The organism is Nocardiopsis ansamitocini, from assembly GCF_030268225.1.
GTDB classification, from domain to species: Bacteria; Actinomycetota; Actinomycetes; order Streptosporangiales; family Streptosporangiaceae; genus Nocardiopsis_D; species Nocardiopsis_D ansamitocini.
Map to the genome: position 1 here is coordinate 366,026 of NZ_BSQG01000002.1, position 14,890 is coordinate 380,915.

At 69.5% G+C, this 14,890-nt stretch carries 16 protein-coding genes and 1 pseudogene; 9 read left to right on the forward strand and 8 right to left on the reverse strand.

Annotated features, from left to right (window positions below; all coding sequences use genetic code 11):
- The first annotated feature begins 62 nt into the window (after positions 1-62).
- The 3 genes from hemC to QSJ59_RS08280 all read left to right on the forward strand — a co-directional run bounded on the left by hemC (position 63) and on the right by QSJ59_RS08280 (position 2,300).
- Complete coding sequence (gene hemC, locus QSJ59_RS08270; protein WP_285758382.1) at positions 63-1,004, forward strand: hydroxymethylbilane synthase; 942 nt, start codon at positions 63-65, stop codon at positions 1,002-1,004.
- 143 nt (positions 1,005-1,147) lie between these two features.
- Positions 1,148-1,450 carry a DUF6412 domain-containing protein gene (locus QSJ59_RS08275; RefSeq protein WP_285758384.1) on the forward strand — a complete coding sequence of 101 codons (303 nt, stop codon included), beginning with the start codon at positions 1,148-1,150 and terminating at the stop codon, positions 1,448-1,450.
- A 130-nt stretch (positions 1,451-1,580) separates the two neighbouring features.
- The gene (locus QSJ59_RS08280) at positions 1,581-2,300 is read left to right on the forward strand and encodes a YidC/Oxa1 family membrane protein insertase (protein ID WP_285758385.1); all 720 of its coding nucleotides are present in this window, start codon (positions 1,581-1,583) and stop codon (positions 2,298-2,300) included.
- Positions 2,301-2,349: 49 nt separating this feature from the next.
- Here QSJ59_RS08280 and QSJ59_RS08285 read toward each other — a convergent pair whose 3' ends face one another.
- The 4 genes from QSJ59_RS08285 to QSJ59_RS08300 form a co-directional block, all read right to left on the reverse strand.
- Positions 2,350-2,502 carry a hypothetical protein gene (locus QSJ59_RS08285; RefSeq protein WP_285758386.1) on the reverse strand — a complete coding sequence of 51 codons (153 nt, stop codon included), beginning with the start codon at positions 2,500-2,502 and terminating at the stop codon, positions 2,350-2,352.
- A gap of 89 nt (positions 2,503-2,591) precedes the next feature.
- The gene (locus QSJ59_RS08290; RefSeq protein ID WP_285758387.1) at positions 2,592-2,750 is read right to left on the reverse strand and encodes a hypothetical protein; all 159 of its coding nucleotides are present in this window, start codon (positions 2,748-2,750) and stop codon (positions 2,592-2,594) included.
- 164 nt (positions 2,751-2,914) lie between these two features.
- Positions 2,915-4,828, reverse strand: a complete 1,914-nt coding sequence (locus QSJ59_RS08295; protein WP_349497191.1) for a BCCT family transporter — start codon at positions 4,826-4,828, stop codon at positions 2,915-2,917.
- Between the two features lie 178 nt (positions 4,829-5,006).
- Positions 5,007-5,861 (reverse strand): exonuclease domain-containing protein, encoded by an 855-nt coding sequence (locus QSJ59_RS08300; RefSeq protein ID WP_285758388.1) that lies wholly within the window; start codon positions 5,859-5,861, stop codon positions 5,007-5,009.
- Between the two features lie 229 nt (positions 5,862-6,090).
- Between QSJ59_RS08300 and QSJ59_RS08305 the strand changes: the two genes are divergently transcribed.
- Positions 6,091-6,327, forward strand: coding sequence for a hypothetical protein (locus QSJ59_RS08305; protein ID WP_285758389.1), 237 nt, complete (start codon positions 6,091-6,093; stop codon positions 6,325-6,327).
- 145 nt (positions 6,328-6,472) lie between these two features.
- Here QSJ59_RS08305 and dacB read toward each other — a convergent pair whose 3' ends face one another.
- Positions 6,473-7,804 carry a D-alanyl-D-alanine carboxypeptidase/D-alanyl-D-alanine endopeptidase gene (gene dacB, locus QSJ59_RS08310; protein ID WP_285758390.1) on the reverse strand — a complete coding sequence of 444 codons (1,332 nt, stop codon included), beginning with the start codon at positions 7,802-7,804 and terminating at the stop codon, positions 6,473-6,475.
- A gap of 101 nt (positions 7,805-7,905) precedes the next feature.
- Between dacB and QSJ59_RS08315 the strand changes: the two genes are divergently transcribed.
- Positions 7,906-8,424 carry an inorganic diphosphatase gene (locus tag QSJ59_RS08315; RefSeq protein ID WP_285758391.1) on the forward strand — a complete coding sequence of 173 codons (519 nt, stop codon included), beginning with the start codon at positions 7,906-7,908 and terminating at the stop codon, positions 8,422-8,424.
- A 118-nt stretch (positions 8,425-8,542) separates the two neighbouring features.
- On the opposite strand, the gene QSJ59_RS08320 is transcribed toward QSJ59_RS08315, so the two are convergent.
- Both QSJ59_RS08320 and QSJ59_RS08325 read right to left on the reverse strand, forming a co-directional pair.
- Positions 8,543-9,109 carry an RNA polymerase sigma factor gene (locus QSJ59_RS08320; protein WP_285758392.1) on the reverse strand — a complete coding sequence of 189 codons (567 nt, stop codon included), beginning with the start codon at positions 9,107-9,109 and terminating at the stop codon, positions 8,543-8,545.
- A gap of 104 nt (positions 9,110-9,213) precedes the next feature.
- Positions 9,214-9,825 carry a hypothetical protein gene (locus QSJ59_RS08325; RefSeq protein WP_285758394.1) on the reverse strand — a complete coding sequence of 204 codons (612 nt, stop codon included), beginning with the start codon at positions 9,823-9,825 and terminating at the stop codon, positions 9,214-9,216.
- Positions 9,826-10,556: 731 nt separating this feature from the next.
- On the opposite strand from QSJ59_RS08325, the gene QSJ59_RS08330 reads away from it, so the two are divergent.
- A complete protein-coding gene (locus tag QSJ59_RS08330; RefSeq protein ID WP_285758396.1) occupies positions 10,557-11,123 on the forward strand; it encodes a hypothetical protein in 567 nt (188 codons plus the stop codon).
- Positions 11,124-11,140: 17 nt separating this feature from the next.
- Here QSJ59_RS08330 and QSJ59_RS08335 read toward each other — a convergent pair whose 3' ends face one another.
- The gene (locus tag QSJ59_RS08335) at positions 11,141-11,509 is read right to left on the reverse strand and encodes a hypothetical protein (RefSeq protein ID WP_285758398.1); all 369 of its coding nucleotides are present in this window, start codon (positions 11,507-11,509) and stop codon (positions 11,141-11,143) included.
- A 183-nt stretch (positions 11,510-11,692) separates the two neighbouring features.
- Here QSJ59_RS08335 and QSJ59_RS08340 point away from each other — a divergent pair.
- The 3 genes and pseudogenes from QSJ59_RS08340 to hpt all read left to right on the forward strand — a co-directional run.
- Positions 11,693-12,754, forward strand: a pseudogene (locus QSJ59_RS08340) (zinc-dependent metalloprotease); the annotation flags it as partial.
- Positions 12,755-13,119: 365 nt separating this feature from the next.
- Positions 13,120-14,106 carry a tRNA lysidine(34) synthetase TilS gene (tilS, locus tag QSJ59_RS08345; protein WP_285758399.1) on the forward strand — a complete coding sequence of 329 codons (987 nt, stop codon included), beginning with the start codon at positions 13,120-13,122 and terminating at the stop codon, positions 14,104-14,106.
- Positions 14,107-14,226: 120 nt separating this feature from the next.
- Positions 14,227-14,778 (forward strand): hypoxanthine phosphoribosyltransferase, encoded by a 552-nt coding sequence (gene hpt, locus QSJ59_RS08350; RefSeq protein WP_285758402.1) that lies wholly within the window; start codon positions 14,227-14,229, stop codon positions 14,776-14,778.
- The last annotated feature ends 112 nt before the right edge of the window (positions 14,779-14,890 follow it).

A 14,890-nucleotide genomic window follows, 5' to 3' on the forward strand; every position in this document is an offset into this window, starting at 1 on the left:
TCATATGTTTCCAACACGTTAAATTTCTGTTGACGGTGCCTCGCCGTGCCTATCGTTAAGGGGTGTCCCCCAAACAAGAACTGTTACGTATAGGTACTCGGACCTCACACACCGCTCTTGAGCACGCCCGGAAAGTGCGCGCCCTCGTGGCCGAGCGCCTACCGGGGGCCCACATCGAGGTTCTCGGGATCGAACCCGCCGCCGAACGGCGGGTCGGGGGTCCCGCCTCGCTGCACGGCCGCACGCTCGCCAAGCGCGAACTGGACAAACAGTTGCTCGACGGCAAGATCGACCTCGCCGTGCACTGGATGAAGGAAGTCCCCTGCGACGCGCCCCTGCCCGAGGGCGTCACCTTCGGTGCGTACCTGAAACGGCCCGACGTCCACGACGTCGTCGTCTTTCGCCAGGGCTCCCCTTACCGCTCGCTCGACGAGCTCCCCACGGGCAGCGCGGTCGGCACCGCCTCGGTCCACCGCGCCGGCCAACTGCTTCGCCACCGGCCCGATGTACGGGTGCACTCGACCTACGGTGACGCCGACAGCCAGATCGAGACCCTGGACACGGGGCGCGGGTACGAGGCGGTGGTCGTGGCACGCTCGGAGATCGCCCGTCCACAGCCGCCCACCCGCGCGGTCGAGGTCCTCGGGCTCGACGTCATGTGCCCGCCGATCGGTGCCGCCGCCATCGGAGTGGCCTGTCGGGTCGACGACGACCGGTTGTCGGACCTGCTCTACACGATCGACGTCCCGGTGGCCCGCAGCCACATCACCGCCGAACGCACCCTCCAACACGGGCTGCGGGCCCATTACGACAGTCCCATCGCGGGACATTGCACCAGCACCCCCGACGGTCGCCTGTCCATGCGCGGCCTGGTCTTCACCCGCGACGGACGCCACCTGGTCGAGATCTGCGAGCAGGACGCGGCCAACCGTCCCACCCGACTGGGCACCAGGGTCTCTGCGGGCCTGCTCAGCAGGGGTGTGGGCGCGCTCATCACGGTCTGACCGAAGGGTTCGGCCGCTCGGCGTGCGTCTTTCGGGTGCCACCGGTCCGTCGTCTCCCGGGACGTGGACCGGTGGCGTCGGACCTGCGCGGGCGTATTAGGGTGAGGACGCAACCGGAGTCCGGGACGAGAGGGAGGGGCGGCATGGAACTCATCTACACGCTGTTCCACACGCTCTTCTTCGGCACCGGTGGCCTCGGCGTCTTTGCCGACCAGATCGGCCTGGGGCCCTTCGCGCTGCTCGCGATCCTCGCCGTCGGCACCGCGATCGTGTGGATCACCGCTCGCGGATACGGCTCATGGCCGTTCGCCGACACCCGCATCCACGCATGGCGCGGTGCCATGCGCACCAGGGAGAGGCGCGCCACCGCGATCGTCTCCCGCGACCCCGACGCCCCGGGCAAGACCAAGCCCCGAGCCCCCGGCGCGGCCCTCCTGGCCGCGTAGCCGGACTGCCCACTCTCACCAGGGTCGCCTTCGACACCACCTGTCGCTGCCGTTCTTCGTCGACCCCGTGGCCCACCCGTCGCGCGGCCTTCTCGCCTGTGATCACTACTCCAGCCGAGGGGCCCACCACATGTATTCCTTTGGACCGATCGCCGTACTCGTCACAATCGCCTACGCGACCGTCACCGCCCTGACCGGCGGCCTCGCCCCACTGTTCGGGACGGCCGCCGGTGCCGCCGCGATCGTCTGTCTGACCGTTCTCGTGCGCCTGGTGCTGCTTCCACTCAGCTACCTCCAGGTCCGTGCCGAGAAGACCCGCGCACGCCTTGCGCCGCAGCTGGCCGCGCTCCGGGAGCGCCACGCACGCAAGCCCGAGGTACTCGTCCAGGAAACCCGGAAGCTCTACGCGAAGGAGAAGACCTCACCGCTGGCGGGCTGCCTGCCCACGCTGGCGCAGATGCCGCTGTTCATCGCGGTGTACGGGCTGTTCGTCACCGCGGAGATCGGTGGCGGGGCCAACGAACTGCTCACCCATCGATTGGGGGGAACGCCGCTGGGTTCGACCCTGCTGCCGCTGGACGCGGGCTCGCTCCCGGTCTTCGCGGTCCTGATCGTGCTGCTCGCACTGATCGCCTGGGCGACCCGGCGCTGGCTGACCCTTCCCGCATTCGCCCAGAACGCGTCCGCGGGGCAGCCGCCGGTGCCGGGGATGGCCATGATGAGCTATCTCCCCTACGGGATGATCGCGGCCCTGGCCGTCGTCCCGGTTGCCGCGGGGGTCTACATGGTGGCCACGGGGGTCTGGACGCTCGCCGAGCGGTTGATCCTGCGCCGGTTCGTCACCGGCTGACATCGCTACCGTTCGGTGGCGGAAGCGCCACCGAACGGGAAGTGTCGGATTACCGGGAAGCCCGCTGGAACCAGCCCCACGCGGCGGTGGCCAGGAACAGCACCACGCCGATGACGAAGAGCCAGAACAGGCCCTTGACGACTAGGCCGATCACCGAGAGCACCAGCCAGATGGCCAGTAGGACAAGGATCAGGTTCAGCATCGCGTTCCTCGTGCTCGCTCGTTAGTACTCCGTCGGTGTTGTGTCAGGGGTGTACCCCGCAGTCCGGCGGCTATGCGGCGCGCACGCGGTCAGCGCGGGGACCGGTCCGTCCGGCTCCATGCCTTGACGCCGACCACCAGGACGACCACGATCGCGATGATCCACACCAGGGCCTTGAGCACTGCCGGCAACAAGGGGAGCGGCAGGGCACCGATGGCCGCCGGCACGATCACGATGACCTTGTCCACGCGAACCCCGTTCCGGACAGGGGGTTGGTGCGGCCCGGCAGGGAGCCCCCCTTTCCAGCACCGGCAGGCGACGCGTTCCCGACGTAGGACGGGCCCCTCCACCGTCGTGGAGGGGCCCGTCACGGGGGGCGCAGGCCGGGGTGGAACCCGGCCTCGGCCCTCCTTTAGCTCTCCGGGTGCTTCTTGTGCGGGGTGACCGCGACGTTCACCGCGCCCTCCTCCTCTTCGGAGGGCGAGATGTCGATCTGGAAGTCGCCGTCGTAGTCCTGCGCGCCGCTGACGACGGCGGCCGTCACCACCTCGCGTGCCTTGTGCGAGCGCACGATCAGCGGATCACGCTGGACGTCCTTGATCAGCGCCACACACAGCAGCAGCATCACGACCGTCCAGGGCGCGGCCACCAGGATGGTGATCTTCTGCAGCCCCTCCAGCGCGTTGCCGTCCTGTCCGCCGACCACGAGCATGATCGCGGCGACCGCGGCGATCAGCACGCCCCAGAACACCGTCATCATGCGCTGGGGGTCGTTGGCACCGCGCTGGGACAGCGTGCCCATCACGATCGAGGCGGAGTCCGCGCCGGTGACGAAGAAGATCGCCACCAGGACCGCCACCAGGACGCTCACCGCGGTGCCCCAGGGGAAGTACTCCAGCATTCCGTAGAGCTGTGCTTCTGCCGCGCCCAGGCCCATGATGTCGGTGCCCGACGCCTGGAGGTCGATGGCGCTGCCGCCCAGGACCGCGAACCACACGAGGCTCACCGCGCTCGGGGCCAGGATGACGCCCGCCACGAACTGGCGGATGGTGCGGCCGCGGCTGATCTTGCCGATGAACAGGCCCACGAAGGGCGTCCAGGAGATCCACCAGGCCCAGTAGAAGACCGTCCAGCTGGACAGCCAGGCCGAGGCGCTCTCTTCGGGCGGCGGGGCCGGCACGTTCACCGCGTCGATGGCGTCGGTGCGCGCGGCCATGGAGAAGAAGTCCTGGAAGTAGGTGCCCAGGGCGGTGGGGATCAGGTCGAGGATGTAGACCGTCGGGCCGACCGCCAGCAGGAAGAGCAGCAGGATGCCGGCCATTCCCATGTTGATGTTGGACAGCCACTGGATGCCCTTCTCGACCCCCGAAACCGCGGAGAGGAGGAATGCGACCATCAGGGCGGAGATGATGCCGATGAGCAGCCCGGTGCTGATGGTGCCCACCCACCCGAGGTGTTGGAAACCGCCGGCGATCTGCAGGGCACCCAGGCCCAGGGAGCAGGCGGAGCCGAACAGGGTCGCGAAGATCGCCAGCACGTCGATCATCTTGCCGATCGGCCCGTTGGCGGCCTTCTCGCCGATGAGCGGGATGAACGCCGCGCTGATCAGCTGACGGCGTCCGCGCCGGTAGGTGCCGTAGGCGACTGCGAGGCCCACGACCGCGTAGATGGCCCAGGGGTGCAGCGACCAGTGGAACAGGGTGGTGGCCATGGCCGTTGCCGCGGCCTCGGACTGGCTGCCGCCTCCCGTTCCCGGCGGATTGACCACGAAGTGGCTCAGCGGCTCGCCGACACCGTAGAACATCAGGCCGATGCCCATGCCGGTGGCGAAGAGCATCGAGATCCAGGACAGCGTGTTGAACTGCGGTGGTTCACCGTCGCGGCCCAGGGTGATGTTGCCGTACTTGCTGAAGGCCAGCCACAGTGCGATCGCGACGAAGGCGGACGCGGCCAGGACGAAACCCCAGCCGCCGTAGTGGATCAGCCCGTTCAGCATGTTCGCGGCGGTGTCGCCCAGCCCCTCGCTGTCCCACCAGCCCCAGACCACGAAGGCCAGGGTGAGGACCGCGGCGACGCTGAACACCAGCCAGTCCGTCCGCGGTGCGCGGTCGGCCTTGAGCTCGTCCGGGGGCTCCCACAAGAGGTCCTCGGTGGTGTACTGCTCGGTATTCTCTTCGTCCGGTTCGTTCCCGGGCTGTTGCTCTTGTGCGTGCGGATTGTGATTTGCCACGGTGATCGACGCGGGAACCGCGCCGCCTCCTTCTCCAGCCAGGGCCAAGACGCCCAGGGCCGCACACGCGGCTCCGGCCGTGTCCGAGCGGATCACTTGGTCAAAGCGCCGCCTACGTCCTGACCCAATTGTGAGTCACCATTTGCTTCCAACCCAACACTTAGAGTCACATGTCGGGATGGTTGCGCTAAGGACCAGCTCATCGGGGTGATGGCGACACCTCGGTACCCAATCCCGGACGACCGTAACATCCGTGATGTCGGAAAACACTGATTCATGCAGGCCAGGACCCGTCGATTACCCGTCCGTGCTCCGGCCGGGAGCGGTCCAGCCACTCCTGGAGCTGCTTCGCGTACGCCGCGGCCCACTCGATCTGGCGCGCGTGCAGCTCCGCCAACGACAGGGCGGCGATCTCGGGGTAACGGGAGGCCAGGTCCATGGAGAGCTGAAGGCAGGCGAAGGCGTCCGCGGTCGCGGTGTGCGCTTCGCGCAGCTCCACGCCGTACAGCTCGCACAGGGCTCCGAGGTTGCGGGGACCCTTGCGGTAGGGGGCCAGGCCGCGGTCCAGCACCAGCGGATCGATGATCGGCGCGGGCGCGGTGCCCAGTCGCCGGGTCAGTGTCGGCATGTCCCGGCGGGCGAGCTCCTCGTCCAGCACGGTGAGGTCGAACGGTGCGTTGAAGATCACCACCGGGTCGGCGCCCGCGAGGTGGGCGGCCAGCAGCCCGGCGATCTCTTCCAGGGCCTCACCGGCGGGCACGCCCTCGTCCCGTGCGCGCTCGGTGGTGATGCCGTGGATCGCGACCGCCTCCGCGGGGATCTCGCGCTCGCCCGGGTCGACCAACCAGGTGCGCGCCTCGCCGGAGGGCTCCACCAGCGCGGCCGAGACCAGGAACGCTTCCCGAGGAAGATTGGAGGAGGTTTCGCAGTCGTATCCGACCAGCGATCCGGTGTGCCAGCCGGGATGATCGGCCCGCGGCGGCGGCCCGCCGCGCCCCCCGGTGTCCTGCACCGGTGTGTGCTCCGAGCAGTAGACCCGCCACTGCCCGGACTCGCGTGCGGCGGTTCCGGCCGCAGCCTCCACCCGGGTGCGGCAGGTTCGGCAGTTGCCGGCATAGCGATTGCGCATTGGGGGACCCCGTCCTCTCGACCACGGCAATCGTAGGTGCCTGCTGCGACAGTCCAGAGCCGTTGGTCACAATAGCCACTGCACAATGCATAAATCACTGGAGTGGGGTAGGCCCCTGGAGGGTAAGCACCGGCTCAGGGCCGACGGGGACACCGTTTCGGCACGCACGGTCCGACGGGTCGCTCCATCGCGTGGTGGAGGACGGCCGGTACGAGGTTAAGGGGAACACATGAGCGTCGAACTCGAAGAGGCATCCCGCCAGCTCGAACAGGCCATCCACGACGCGCGGGTGACGTTCGACTGCATCGCACTCGACGAACTCGATCGGGCCCACACCAACGCCATCACCGCGCGGGCCTCCGTGGACGCCGCGGAGAACGCGATCCGGATGGAGCTGGAGCGACGTGCCTCCGAGGCCGAGGCCAGGGAGGAGCAGGAAGAGGCGGAGACCCCCAGCGGTTCCTGAACCCCTGATCCACCTCTTCGACCGGGTGCTTGAGCTGTGTGTCCACCCGACCGCGCCGCTCGATCGGCGGGTGGACCCGGCGCGCAGCGCTTCGCCGGGTGCTCGCCCGTTTTCCCCGGACATGCCGTGCCGGCGGTGGCCGTCCTTAGACCAGGACCGCTGCCAGGGTGTCGAGGATGTAGCCCGACGCGCCGCTGTGGTTGGCCACGAACGCGAACACCACCAGACGGCCCTCGGCGTTGTAGGCCGTTCCGGCCAGTGCACTCACCCCGTTGAGGGTCCCGGTCTTGGCGCGCACCAGTCCGGCGCCGGCCTCCGCGGGGCCGCTGGGTGAGTAACGGGACCGCAGGCTTCCGCTGAAGTGCGCGGTGGGCAGCCCGCTCAGCGTGTAGTAGAGGTCGGGGCGATCGGGGTCGGCGGCCAACAGGAGGAGTTCCACCAGGGCCTGGGGCGAGATCCGGTTCCGTGTGGACAGCCCGCTGTTGTCGCTGATGTCCACCCCCTCGATGCCCAACTCCGCCAGCACCGTGTCGGTCGCGGCCACGGCCCCCTCGAAGGTGAGCTCCTCGCCCTGTGCCAGCGCGATCTGGCGTGCGAGCGCCTCGGCGATGTTGTTGTCGCTGGTCAGCATCATCATTTCGACGAGAGCGGAGACGGGCGGGGAGTCCACACTCCCCAGAACGTCGGGTTCCTCGGGGGCGGTGACCTCCGAGAGGCCGCCGGTGACGGTGATCCCCGCCGACTCCAGCTCCTTGGCGAATGCCTCGGCCGCGACCAGGGGCGGGTTCTCCACCCGGCTGGACGAATCCGGCTCCACCCGGCCCTCGTCGATCATCAGCGCGTGGACCGCCCCCGTACTGCCCTCGGGGACGTAGTTCTTCTTCCACCCCGGACCGAGGGCCGACCCCGGATACGTGCTGTCGTCGTAGTCCAGCCGGACCGCGTCGATGCCCTCCTCGTCCAGGGAGGCGGCCGTCTGCCGTGCCAGGTCCTCAAGGGTCGCCAGGCGCGGATACCGCTCCCCGTCGTCCTTGCGGGTGAGAGTGGGATCACCACCGCCCACGAGCACGACCTCATCGGGGTCCTCGCCGCGGACCACCCGGGTGGTGATGTGGGTGTCGGGCCCGGGGGAGTGCAGCACCGCCACGGCCGTGACCACCTTGGTGGTGGACGCCGGAACTGCCCCCTTGGTCCCCTGGCGCGCGTAAAGTTCCTGGTGGGTCTGCGCATCGGCGACGTATGCGAAGAGCCCCTCGCTGATGTCCGAACGCGACATGGGATCATCGAGAATGTCCGCGAGCCGATCCGGGCCGACCGCCTCCGCTCCCGCGTCCGCCGCGGCCGGAGCCGGTCCCTCTTCGGCCCGGGCTACGGGATAAGGCGCGGTTTCTCCGGGGCGCGACTCGATCACGTCCAGGGCGACCACACCGGTTGCCAGCACGAATACGTTCAGCAGGCCCAATGTGAGGCAGGCCAAGATCCGATCGTGCCGCACCCCTGGTACCTGCCTTTCCGTGGCATCGCGAGAAACCTGTGAACTATGGAGCGACACTAGTCGCAAGGGGAGCCGAGGACAGCATGGAATTCGACGTAACGATCGAGATCCCGAAGGGCGAGCGCAACAAGTACGAGATGGACCATGAGACCGGCCGCATCCGGTTGGACCGCATGCTGTTCACCTCGACCAGTTACCCCGCCGACTACGGTTTCATCGACGGAACGCTGGGTGACGACGGCGACCCGCTGGACGCGCTGGTGCTGCTCAAGCACTCCACCTTCCCGGGGTGCCTGATCCGCTGCCGCGCCATCGGCATGTTCCGTATGCGCGACGAGGCAGGCGGTGACGACAAGGTGTTGTGCGTGCCGTCCACGGACCCGCGCATGGAACACATGCGTGACATTCACCACGTCAACGAGTTCGAGCGGCTGGAGATCCAGCACTTCTTCACGGTCTACAAGGACCTCGAACCGGGCAAGTCCGTCGAGGGGGCCACCTGGGTGGGGCGCCACGAGGCCGAGGAGGAGATCAAGAACTCCATCAAGCGTGCGGCCGACCACGGTGTGCACGGCGACACCACGCACTTCAAGCTGGACTAGAACGGCGTTCTCGTCCGCGACCCGGGGTGGGTGCCATCCGCTCCGCGCTGGGTCGCGGTGCTGGTCGGGCCGGCTCGCCGTGAACGCGCCTCCCGGGCTGTGCGTGCTCCCGCGCCGGTCACCAGCCGGGTGCCGGTGCGCTGCCGGAGGCCCAGACCAGGACCAGGGCCAGTACGGCAACCGCGCAGCCGGTGATGAACAGCCCCGGAATGAGATACGCCCCCGCTCCCGGTTCGCTTCCTGTGCCCATGGGGACCGGGAAGCCCGCGCGATCGAGATGGTCGGCCCGGTGCGCAACGTGTTTGCGGTAGTCGGCGAGCTCGGGAGCCACCACTCCACTGAGCACACGGACCCGCAGCGCCGCGTGCTGGCCGGTGGTCTCCGGCTCCGGCCCCGGTGCGGTCTCCCGGGTGGCCTCGGCGACCGCGGTGTGTCGTGCGCATTCCGCGTCGGCCAGGGCCAGCAGCCATTCCTTCAGCCGGTCGGGTGCTGTCAACCGCCCGATGTGCGCCCGGGCGACGATGACGGTGTCGCGCACCACCGACTGCGCCACGGCGCGATCGCCCAGGGTGCGAACGCAGTGCTGGTACAGCGTCACCCCGTAGGCGTCGAAGAGCAGCCCGCACGCGTGCGCGGCGGTGAACCCGTTCGACCGCAGGGCCCTGGCCAGCTCACGATCGGTCATGATCACAAAATTACGGTCGATCCGGCTTCAGCACCGGCGTTTCCCCAAGTTCGCGCCGAATACCGCCGACCATGGGATGTCTTGTCGGGCATGGCGCTCCGGGGTCACGTCGCCCCGGCGGTCATCTGCTCGGCGATCCCGTTGACGTCCTCGCCGGTCAGGATCGCGGGCTGGGCCAGGATGTGCCCCACCACGCTTCCCGGGCGGGCGATGATGCTGCGTCCCGCGCGCATGACGGGTTCCGGCAGGCGCCCCACAACGGCGATGACCGGGACGATCCCGACCTCCGGCCAGTTCTCGCACAGCCGCAGCGTGCGTTCCAGCCTGGCCGCCTGGGAGGTGAGCCGTTCCACCGCCCGGGAGGCGGGAAGGTCGCCGATCATCCAGTCGTCGCCCGCCCAGGACACCGCGTGCTGCCAGACCCGGGTCTCCAGCAGGTACACCCCGCCCGGTCCGACCACCAGGTGCCGGGAATGGCCGTCCGGCACCACCTGGTATCCGTGCCGGTGCAGCGACCGCAGAAGTCGACCGCGACCGTAGGGGGCGGGCAGCCTGGCGCCGGCCGTTCCCAACAGCAGGTAACTGACGGTGGCCAGCACCGACACCAGAATCCCGGCCCGCCAGTTCAAGAACCCGGCAGCCATGACGCCCGCGGCTGCGACGACCAGGACACGCACGGCGAAGCGCGCTGCCCGCGCGCTGCCCGAGTCAGACATGACGGCGGGTCGCTCGGGCTCCCCCGGGCGTGGTGGTCCGCCATGTCCCACTGGTCACCTCCGACACGGCCCGGAGACCGGGGCCGCGGCTCTGGGGGGGCGTGGCCGATCGTGTCGCCGTTCGCGGAGCGAACGAGTGGATCGCTCGCGTCGCCGGGCCGGCCGACAGCCCGTCCGCTCGCCGTGTGCGAGCCCGTTTCCTTCCGGGAAACGCTCCGGTCCCACCGCCTGCCGCTCCGCCCCCGATTCCGCGCTGCGGGTGCTTCCGCTCTACCCGGAAATCCAATGCCATCACCGAAAGCCCCGGAATCGCAATGAGTTTGCCGAAAAAATGGCCGGTTCGCTGCGTCAGCCCCGCAGAAGGGGCGTGATCGGTAAGACACTCCGGATTATTCGTTCGGCTTGACATGGCCGTCCAGGGTTGGTCTGCTTACCACCATGCATCCGCGTACGCAGCTGGTCCGGTCGGCCATGGCTCGCAAGGCCCCCGTGGCCTTTCGCCGTGTTGCCAGCTCGCTGTGTTCGCCTTCCTCGTGTTGTCGTTGATCCACTAGATCCGACGATGCCCGTGGAGAGAGCGCCCCGCTAACCGGCCCCTCCGCGACCTTCGGCGCAACCACGCGCTTCCACCCGCACCCCGTCGCCGCGCGCAGGGGCGGTTCCGCAGCATTCACCATCGTGAGCGTCCCCGATCCTGGACCCGCGATCCCTTTCACAAAGGACCACTGTCGGTGTCGTACGACATTTCCAGCCCCACACGCCCCGCCTCCCGCACCGAGTCGCCCGCTGCCCCCGGACCCCGGATCGACAGCGCAGCGCTCGCCGACTCCCTCGCCGGGATCGGCGACATCGTGATGGCGGGGCAGCGCAGTGCCTACGACCACCTGCGCACCCGCACGGTGCCCACGGTGGGTCAGTTGATGACGGCCGCCCGCGGAGCGGCGCAGTCCCTGCTGCGTCCGACCCTGTGGCCGCAGCGTCGTGGGCATTGGCAGCTCGTCCCGCGTGTGGCCCGGCGCCATGCCAGAGGACGGATGCGGGTGACCGCGGTGACGCTGGAGCCCAACGGGTTCGTCTCGCTGGCCGCAGAGCGAGGGCCCGGTGACCCGGTGCCCACCTCCGAGGTGGTCCAACTGGTCAGTGGTCGTGCCCACACCGTGGTCACCGGCGCCGCCGGTCAATTGCTGGCCGTGCAGGAGCTCACTCCGGGCCGGGCCCGCGTGCTCGGGGGAGAGGCAGGACACCAACTGCTCAACACGGGTGTCGAACCCGCCCTGGTGATCCGGGTCAGTTCCTGAGGGTCGGCCCGGGCGCTTCAACCGGGCACGCTCTTGGCCGCGGCGCGCAGCGCCTCGTCGACGGTTCGGACCGCGCGCAGGGTCTCGGCCAGTCGACGTCCTTCGACGAGGTAGGCGTTCATGACCTGGTCGAGCACGGGCGGTGCGAGATGCTCGCGCAGGTCCACCCGCGCGGTGCGGTACCCCTGCCGGGTCGCTTCCAGGCAGGCGCCGAGGTGGTCCGACGCGAGCCGGGAGAGTGCGATCGGATGCCTGCGCAGCACGCCGTGCAGTCGGTAGTCGGCGGGAACCTGGTCGAAGAGCCAGGCCGTGGCGGTCTCGGCGAAGTCCGCGCTCCCCGGTGGGTGCACGCTCGCGGGCCAGTCCGGAGGCAGGTGATCGGGCATGCCAGCACGATACCCTTTTGTCGAACTCGTGTTCGAGTGAGGCGCGCGGTCGGACGGCGTCCGATTTCTTCGGAGTCTTTGCCGACCCTGGCCGCGCACTCGGGGAGGCCCTGAGAAAACCCGTGGATCCGGGGGTGGAAACCCGGTTGGGAGCGAATCAGTGGGTACGTTGAAACCGTGACTCTGATCGACTGGGAAGTAGCCGTCAACACCGGTGTCCGACTCGTGCGCCCGGGCCCGCAGGTTGATCTCGCCGAGGCGCGCCAGGCAGTGACCCAGCTGCGAGAACTCTCCGTGACCGCGCAGTCCCACGTGCGCGAGTTCACCGGGATGCGCAGTCTGGAACCCGCTGGGCCGGCGGTGATCGTCGACCGCCCAGGATGGATCAAGGCCAACGTCGAAGGCTTCCGGGCGGTTCTCGACCCCCTGCTGGACCGGTTGGGACGTTCCCGTCCGGGCAACTCCGCCGCCGCCAACCTCACCACCGCGGTGGGCGCACGGGTGACCGGTGTCCAACTCGGCGCGGTGCTCTCCTACCTCGCCGGCCGGGTGCTCGGCCAGTACGAGCTGTTCCTGCCGCCCGACCCCGACAACAAGGCCCGCACCGGCCGGCTCACGCTGGTCGCGCCCAACATCGTGCACGCCGAGCGCGAACTCGGGGTGGACCCCCGGGACTTCCGGCTCTGGGTCTGCCTGCACGAGGAGACCCACCGCACCCAGTTCACCGCCAACCCGTGGCTGCGGGAGTACGTGCAGGACCAGATGCGCGAGTACCTCCTCGCCTCGGACCTCGACACCTCCGCTTTCCTCAACCGCCTGCGCTCCGCCGGCGAGGCGGTGGCCGATGCGGTGCGCGGAAACGACGCCAACCTCATCGACGCCTTCCAGACCGAGCAGCAGAGCGAGATCCTGGACCGGGTCACCGCCGTCATGACCCTTGCCGAAGGCCACGGCGACTACGTGATGGACGCGGTCGGACCCGAGGTCGTCCCGACCGTGGTCGAGATCCGCCGCCGCTTCCAGCAGCGGCGCGAGGGCGGCAACCGAATCGACAAGGTCATCCGCCAGCTGCTGGGCCTCGACCTCAAGATGAAGCAGTATGAAGAGGGCGCGGCCTTCGTCCGCACGGTCGTCACGCAGGTCGGGATGGCCGACTTCAACCGGGTCTGGGAATCCCCGGAGACCCTGCCCACACTGGCCGAGATCCGCAGCCCGGAGGCGTGGATCGCCAGGGTCGTCCATCCGCCGGTGCCCATCACCGCGGGGGGCCGGCACGAGGCCGGGACCGGTCCGAAGGAACCCGGGCCCACCGCTGGTACGGCCGCCGATGGGCCGCCGGTCGTCCCCGTGCCCGATGCTCCCGAGCCCACCGCTGGCACGGCCGCCGATGCGCCGCCGGTCGTCCCCGTGCCGGATGCCGAACCCGCGGCTCCCACCGCCGACGGCGACGCGGAGCCCGACTCCTCCACAACCGAGGAGGACCCCAAGAGCCCGCCGCCCCCTGCTGCGAGCTGAGCGACCGCAGTTCTCGAACGCCCCTCCCGCCCGCATCGGCGGCAGGGGCGTTCGCCGTGCGTCACAGGTGGGACCAGACCCCGAATGAGGACTCCATGACCGGACCGGCCCCCGCCGTCGCGGCGGTGCGCGTGGCGGTGCGCCGTGCGCTGGCCGAATTGGAGACGGGGGCGCTCGTCCTCGTCGCGTGCAGCGGAGGGCCCGATTCGCTGGCCCTGGCCGGTGCCACGGCGTTCGTCGCCCCACGGCTGGGACTGCGGGCGGGTGCCGTCACGGTGGACCACGGGCTCCAGGACGGCTCTGCCGAGCGCGCCGAGCAGGTCGCCCTGCTGCTGCGGGGCCTGGCGTTGGACCCTGTCGATGCGGTCGCGGTCGAGGTGGGCGGTACGGGCGGGCCCGAGGGGGCGGCCCGCACCGCCCGCCATGCCGCGCTGGCCGAGCGTGCCGAGGCCCACGCCGCGGCGGCCGTCCTGTTCGGACACACCCGCGACGACCAGGCCGAGACGGTGCTGTTGCGCCTGGCCCGAGGGTCGGGAGCACGTTCCCTGGCGGGGATGGCGGCCCGGTCCGGCCGCTGGCTGCGCCCGCTGTTGGACGTGGATCGCGCCACCGTCCACGCCGCCGCGGATCTGATGGGCCTGGCCGCCTGGCAGGACCCGCACAACGCCGACTTCGCCTACGCGCGCTCGCGGGTGCGCCACGACGCGCTGCCCGGGCTGGAGCGCGCCCTGGGGCCGGGCGTGGCCGAGGCGCTGGCCCGCACGGCCGGTCTGTTGCGCGACGATGCCGATGCCCTCGACGAATGGGCGGATCGTGCCCGGGAGGGGGTGACGGCCGCTCCCGGGGAGCTCGACGCCGCGGCGCTGGCCGAACTGCCGCGGGCGGTACGCACCAGGCTGTTGCGTCGCGCGGCGCTGGAGGCGGGCTGTCCCGCCGGGGCCCTGGCCGCCCGGCACGTGTTCGAGCTGGACCGGTTGGTCACCGACTGGCGCGGGCAGAGGCGGGTGGACCTGCCGGGTGGGCTGGCCGGCGGTCGGAAAACCGGGCGTATTGTCTTCTTCGCCAACAAAAAGGGTTTCTGAGGCGTTCTCGTCTCGATCGGACGTCGCGTCGCGGAGCGTTCTTCCGCGGCAGGTGGTTTGCTCCCTTTATTCTGGTTGGCGTTCCAGCAACCGCGAGCTGAGCAGCGAGGACTTGTAAGCGTGGACGCGAAAGACATGGGCGACGCCCTCGAAAAGGTCCTGGTCACCGAAGAGCAGATCAAGGCCAGACACCGGGAGATGGCCGCCCAGATCGACGCCGACTACGCGGGCAAGGACCTGCTGCTGGTCGGCGTACTGCGGGGTGCGGTGATGGTGATGGCCGACATCGCGCGCGAACTGCACCATCCCTGCGAGATGGACTGGATGGCGGTCTCCTCCTACGGTGCGGGCACTGTCTCCTCCGGAGTGGTCCGCATCCTCAAGGACCTCGACACCGACATCCAGGGCCGCAACGTCCTGATCGTCGAGGACGTCATCGACTCCGGCCTGACGTTGTCCTGGCTGGTGGGCAACCTGAAGTCGCGCGGCCCGGCCTCCGTCGAGATCTGCACCATGGTGCGCAAGCCCCTGGCATTGGACCTGGACATCGACGTCAAGTACGTCGGCTTCGACCTGCCCAACGAGTTCATCGTCGGCTACGGGCTCGACTATGCCGAGAAGTACCGCAACCTGCCCTTCATCGGCACGCTGGCGCCGCACGTGTACCAGTAGGGCGTGAGAACCGGCCCCGGAACCCGGGGCCGGTGCCCGCGGGAACAACAAGGCATCCCGTGAGCGTTGGTGTCGTGACGGGACATCCCCCCGAACGCACGCGCACCGATCA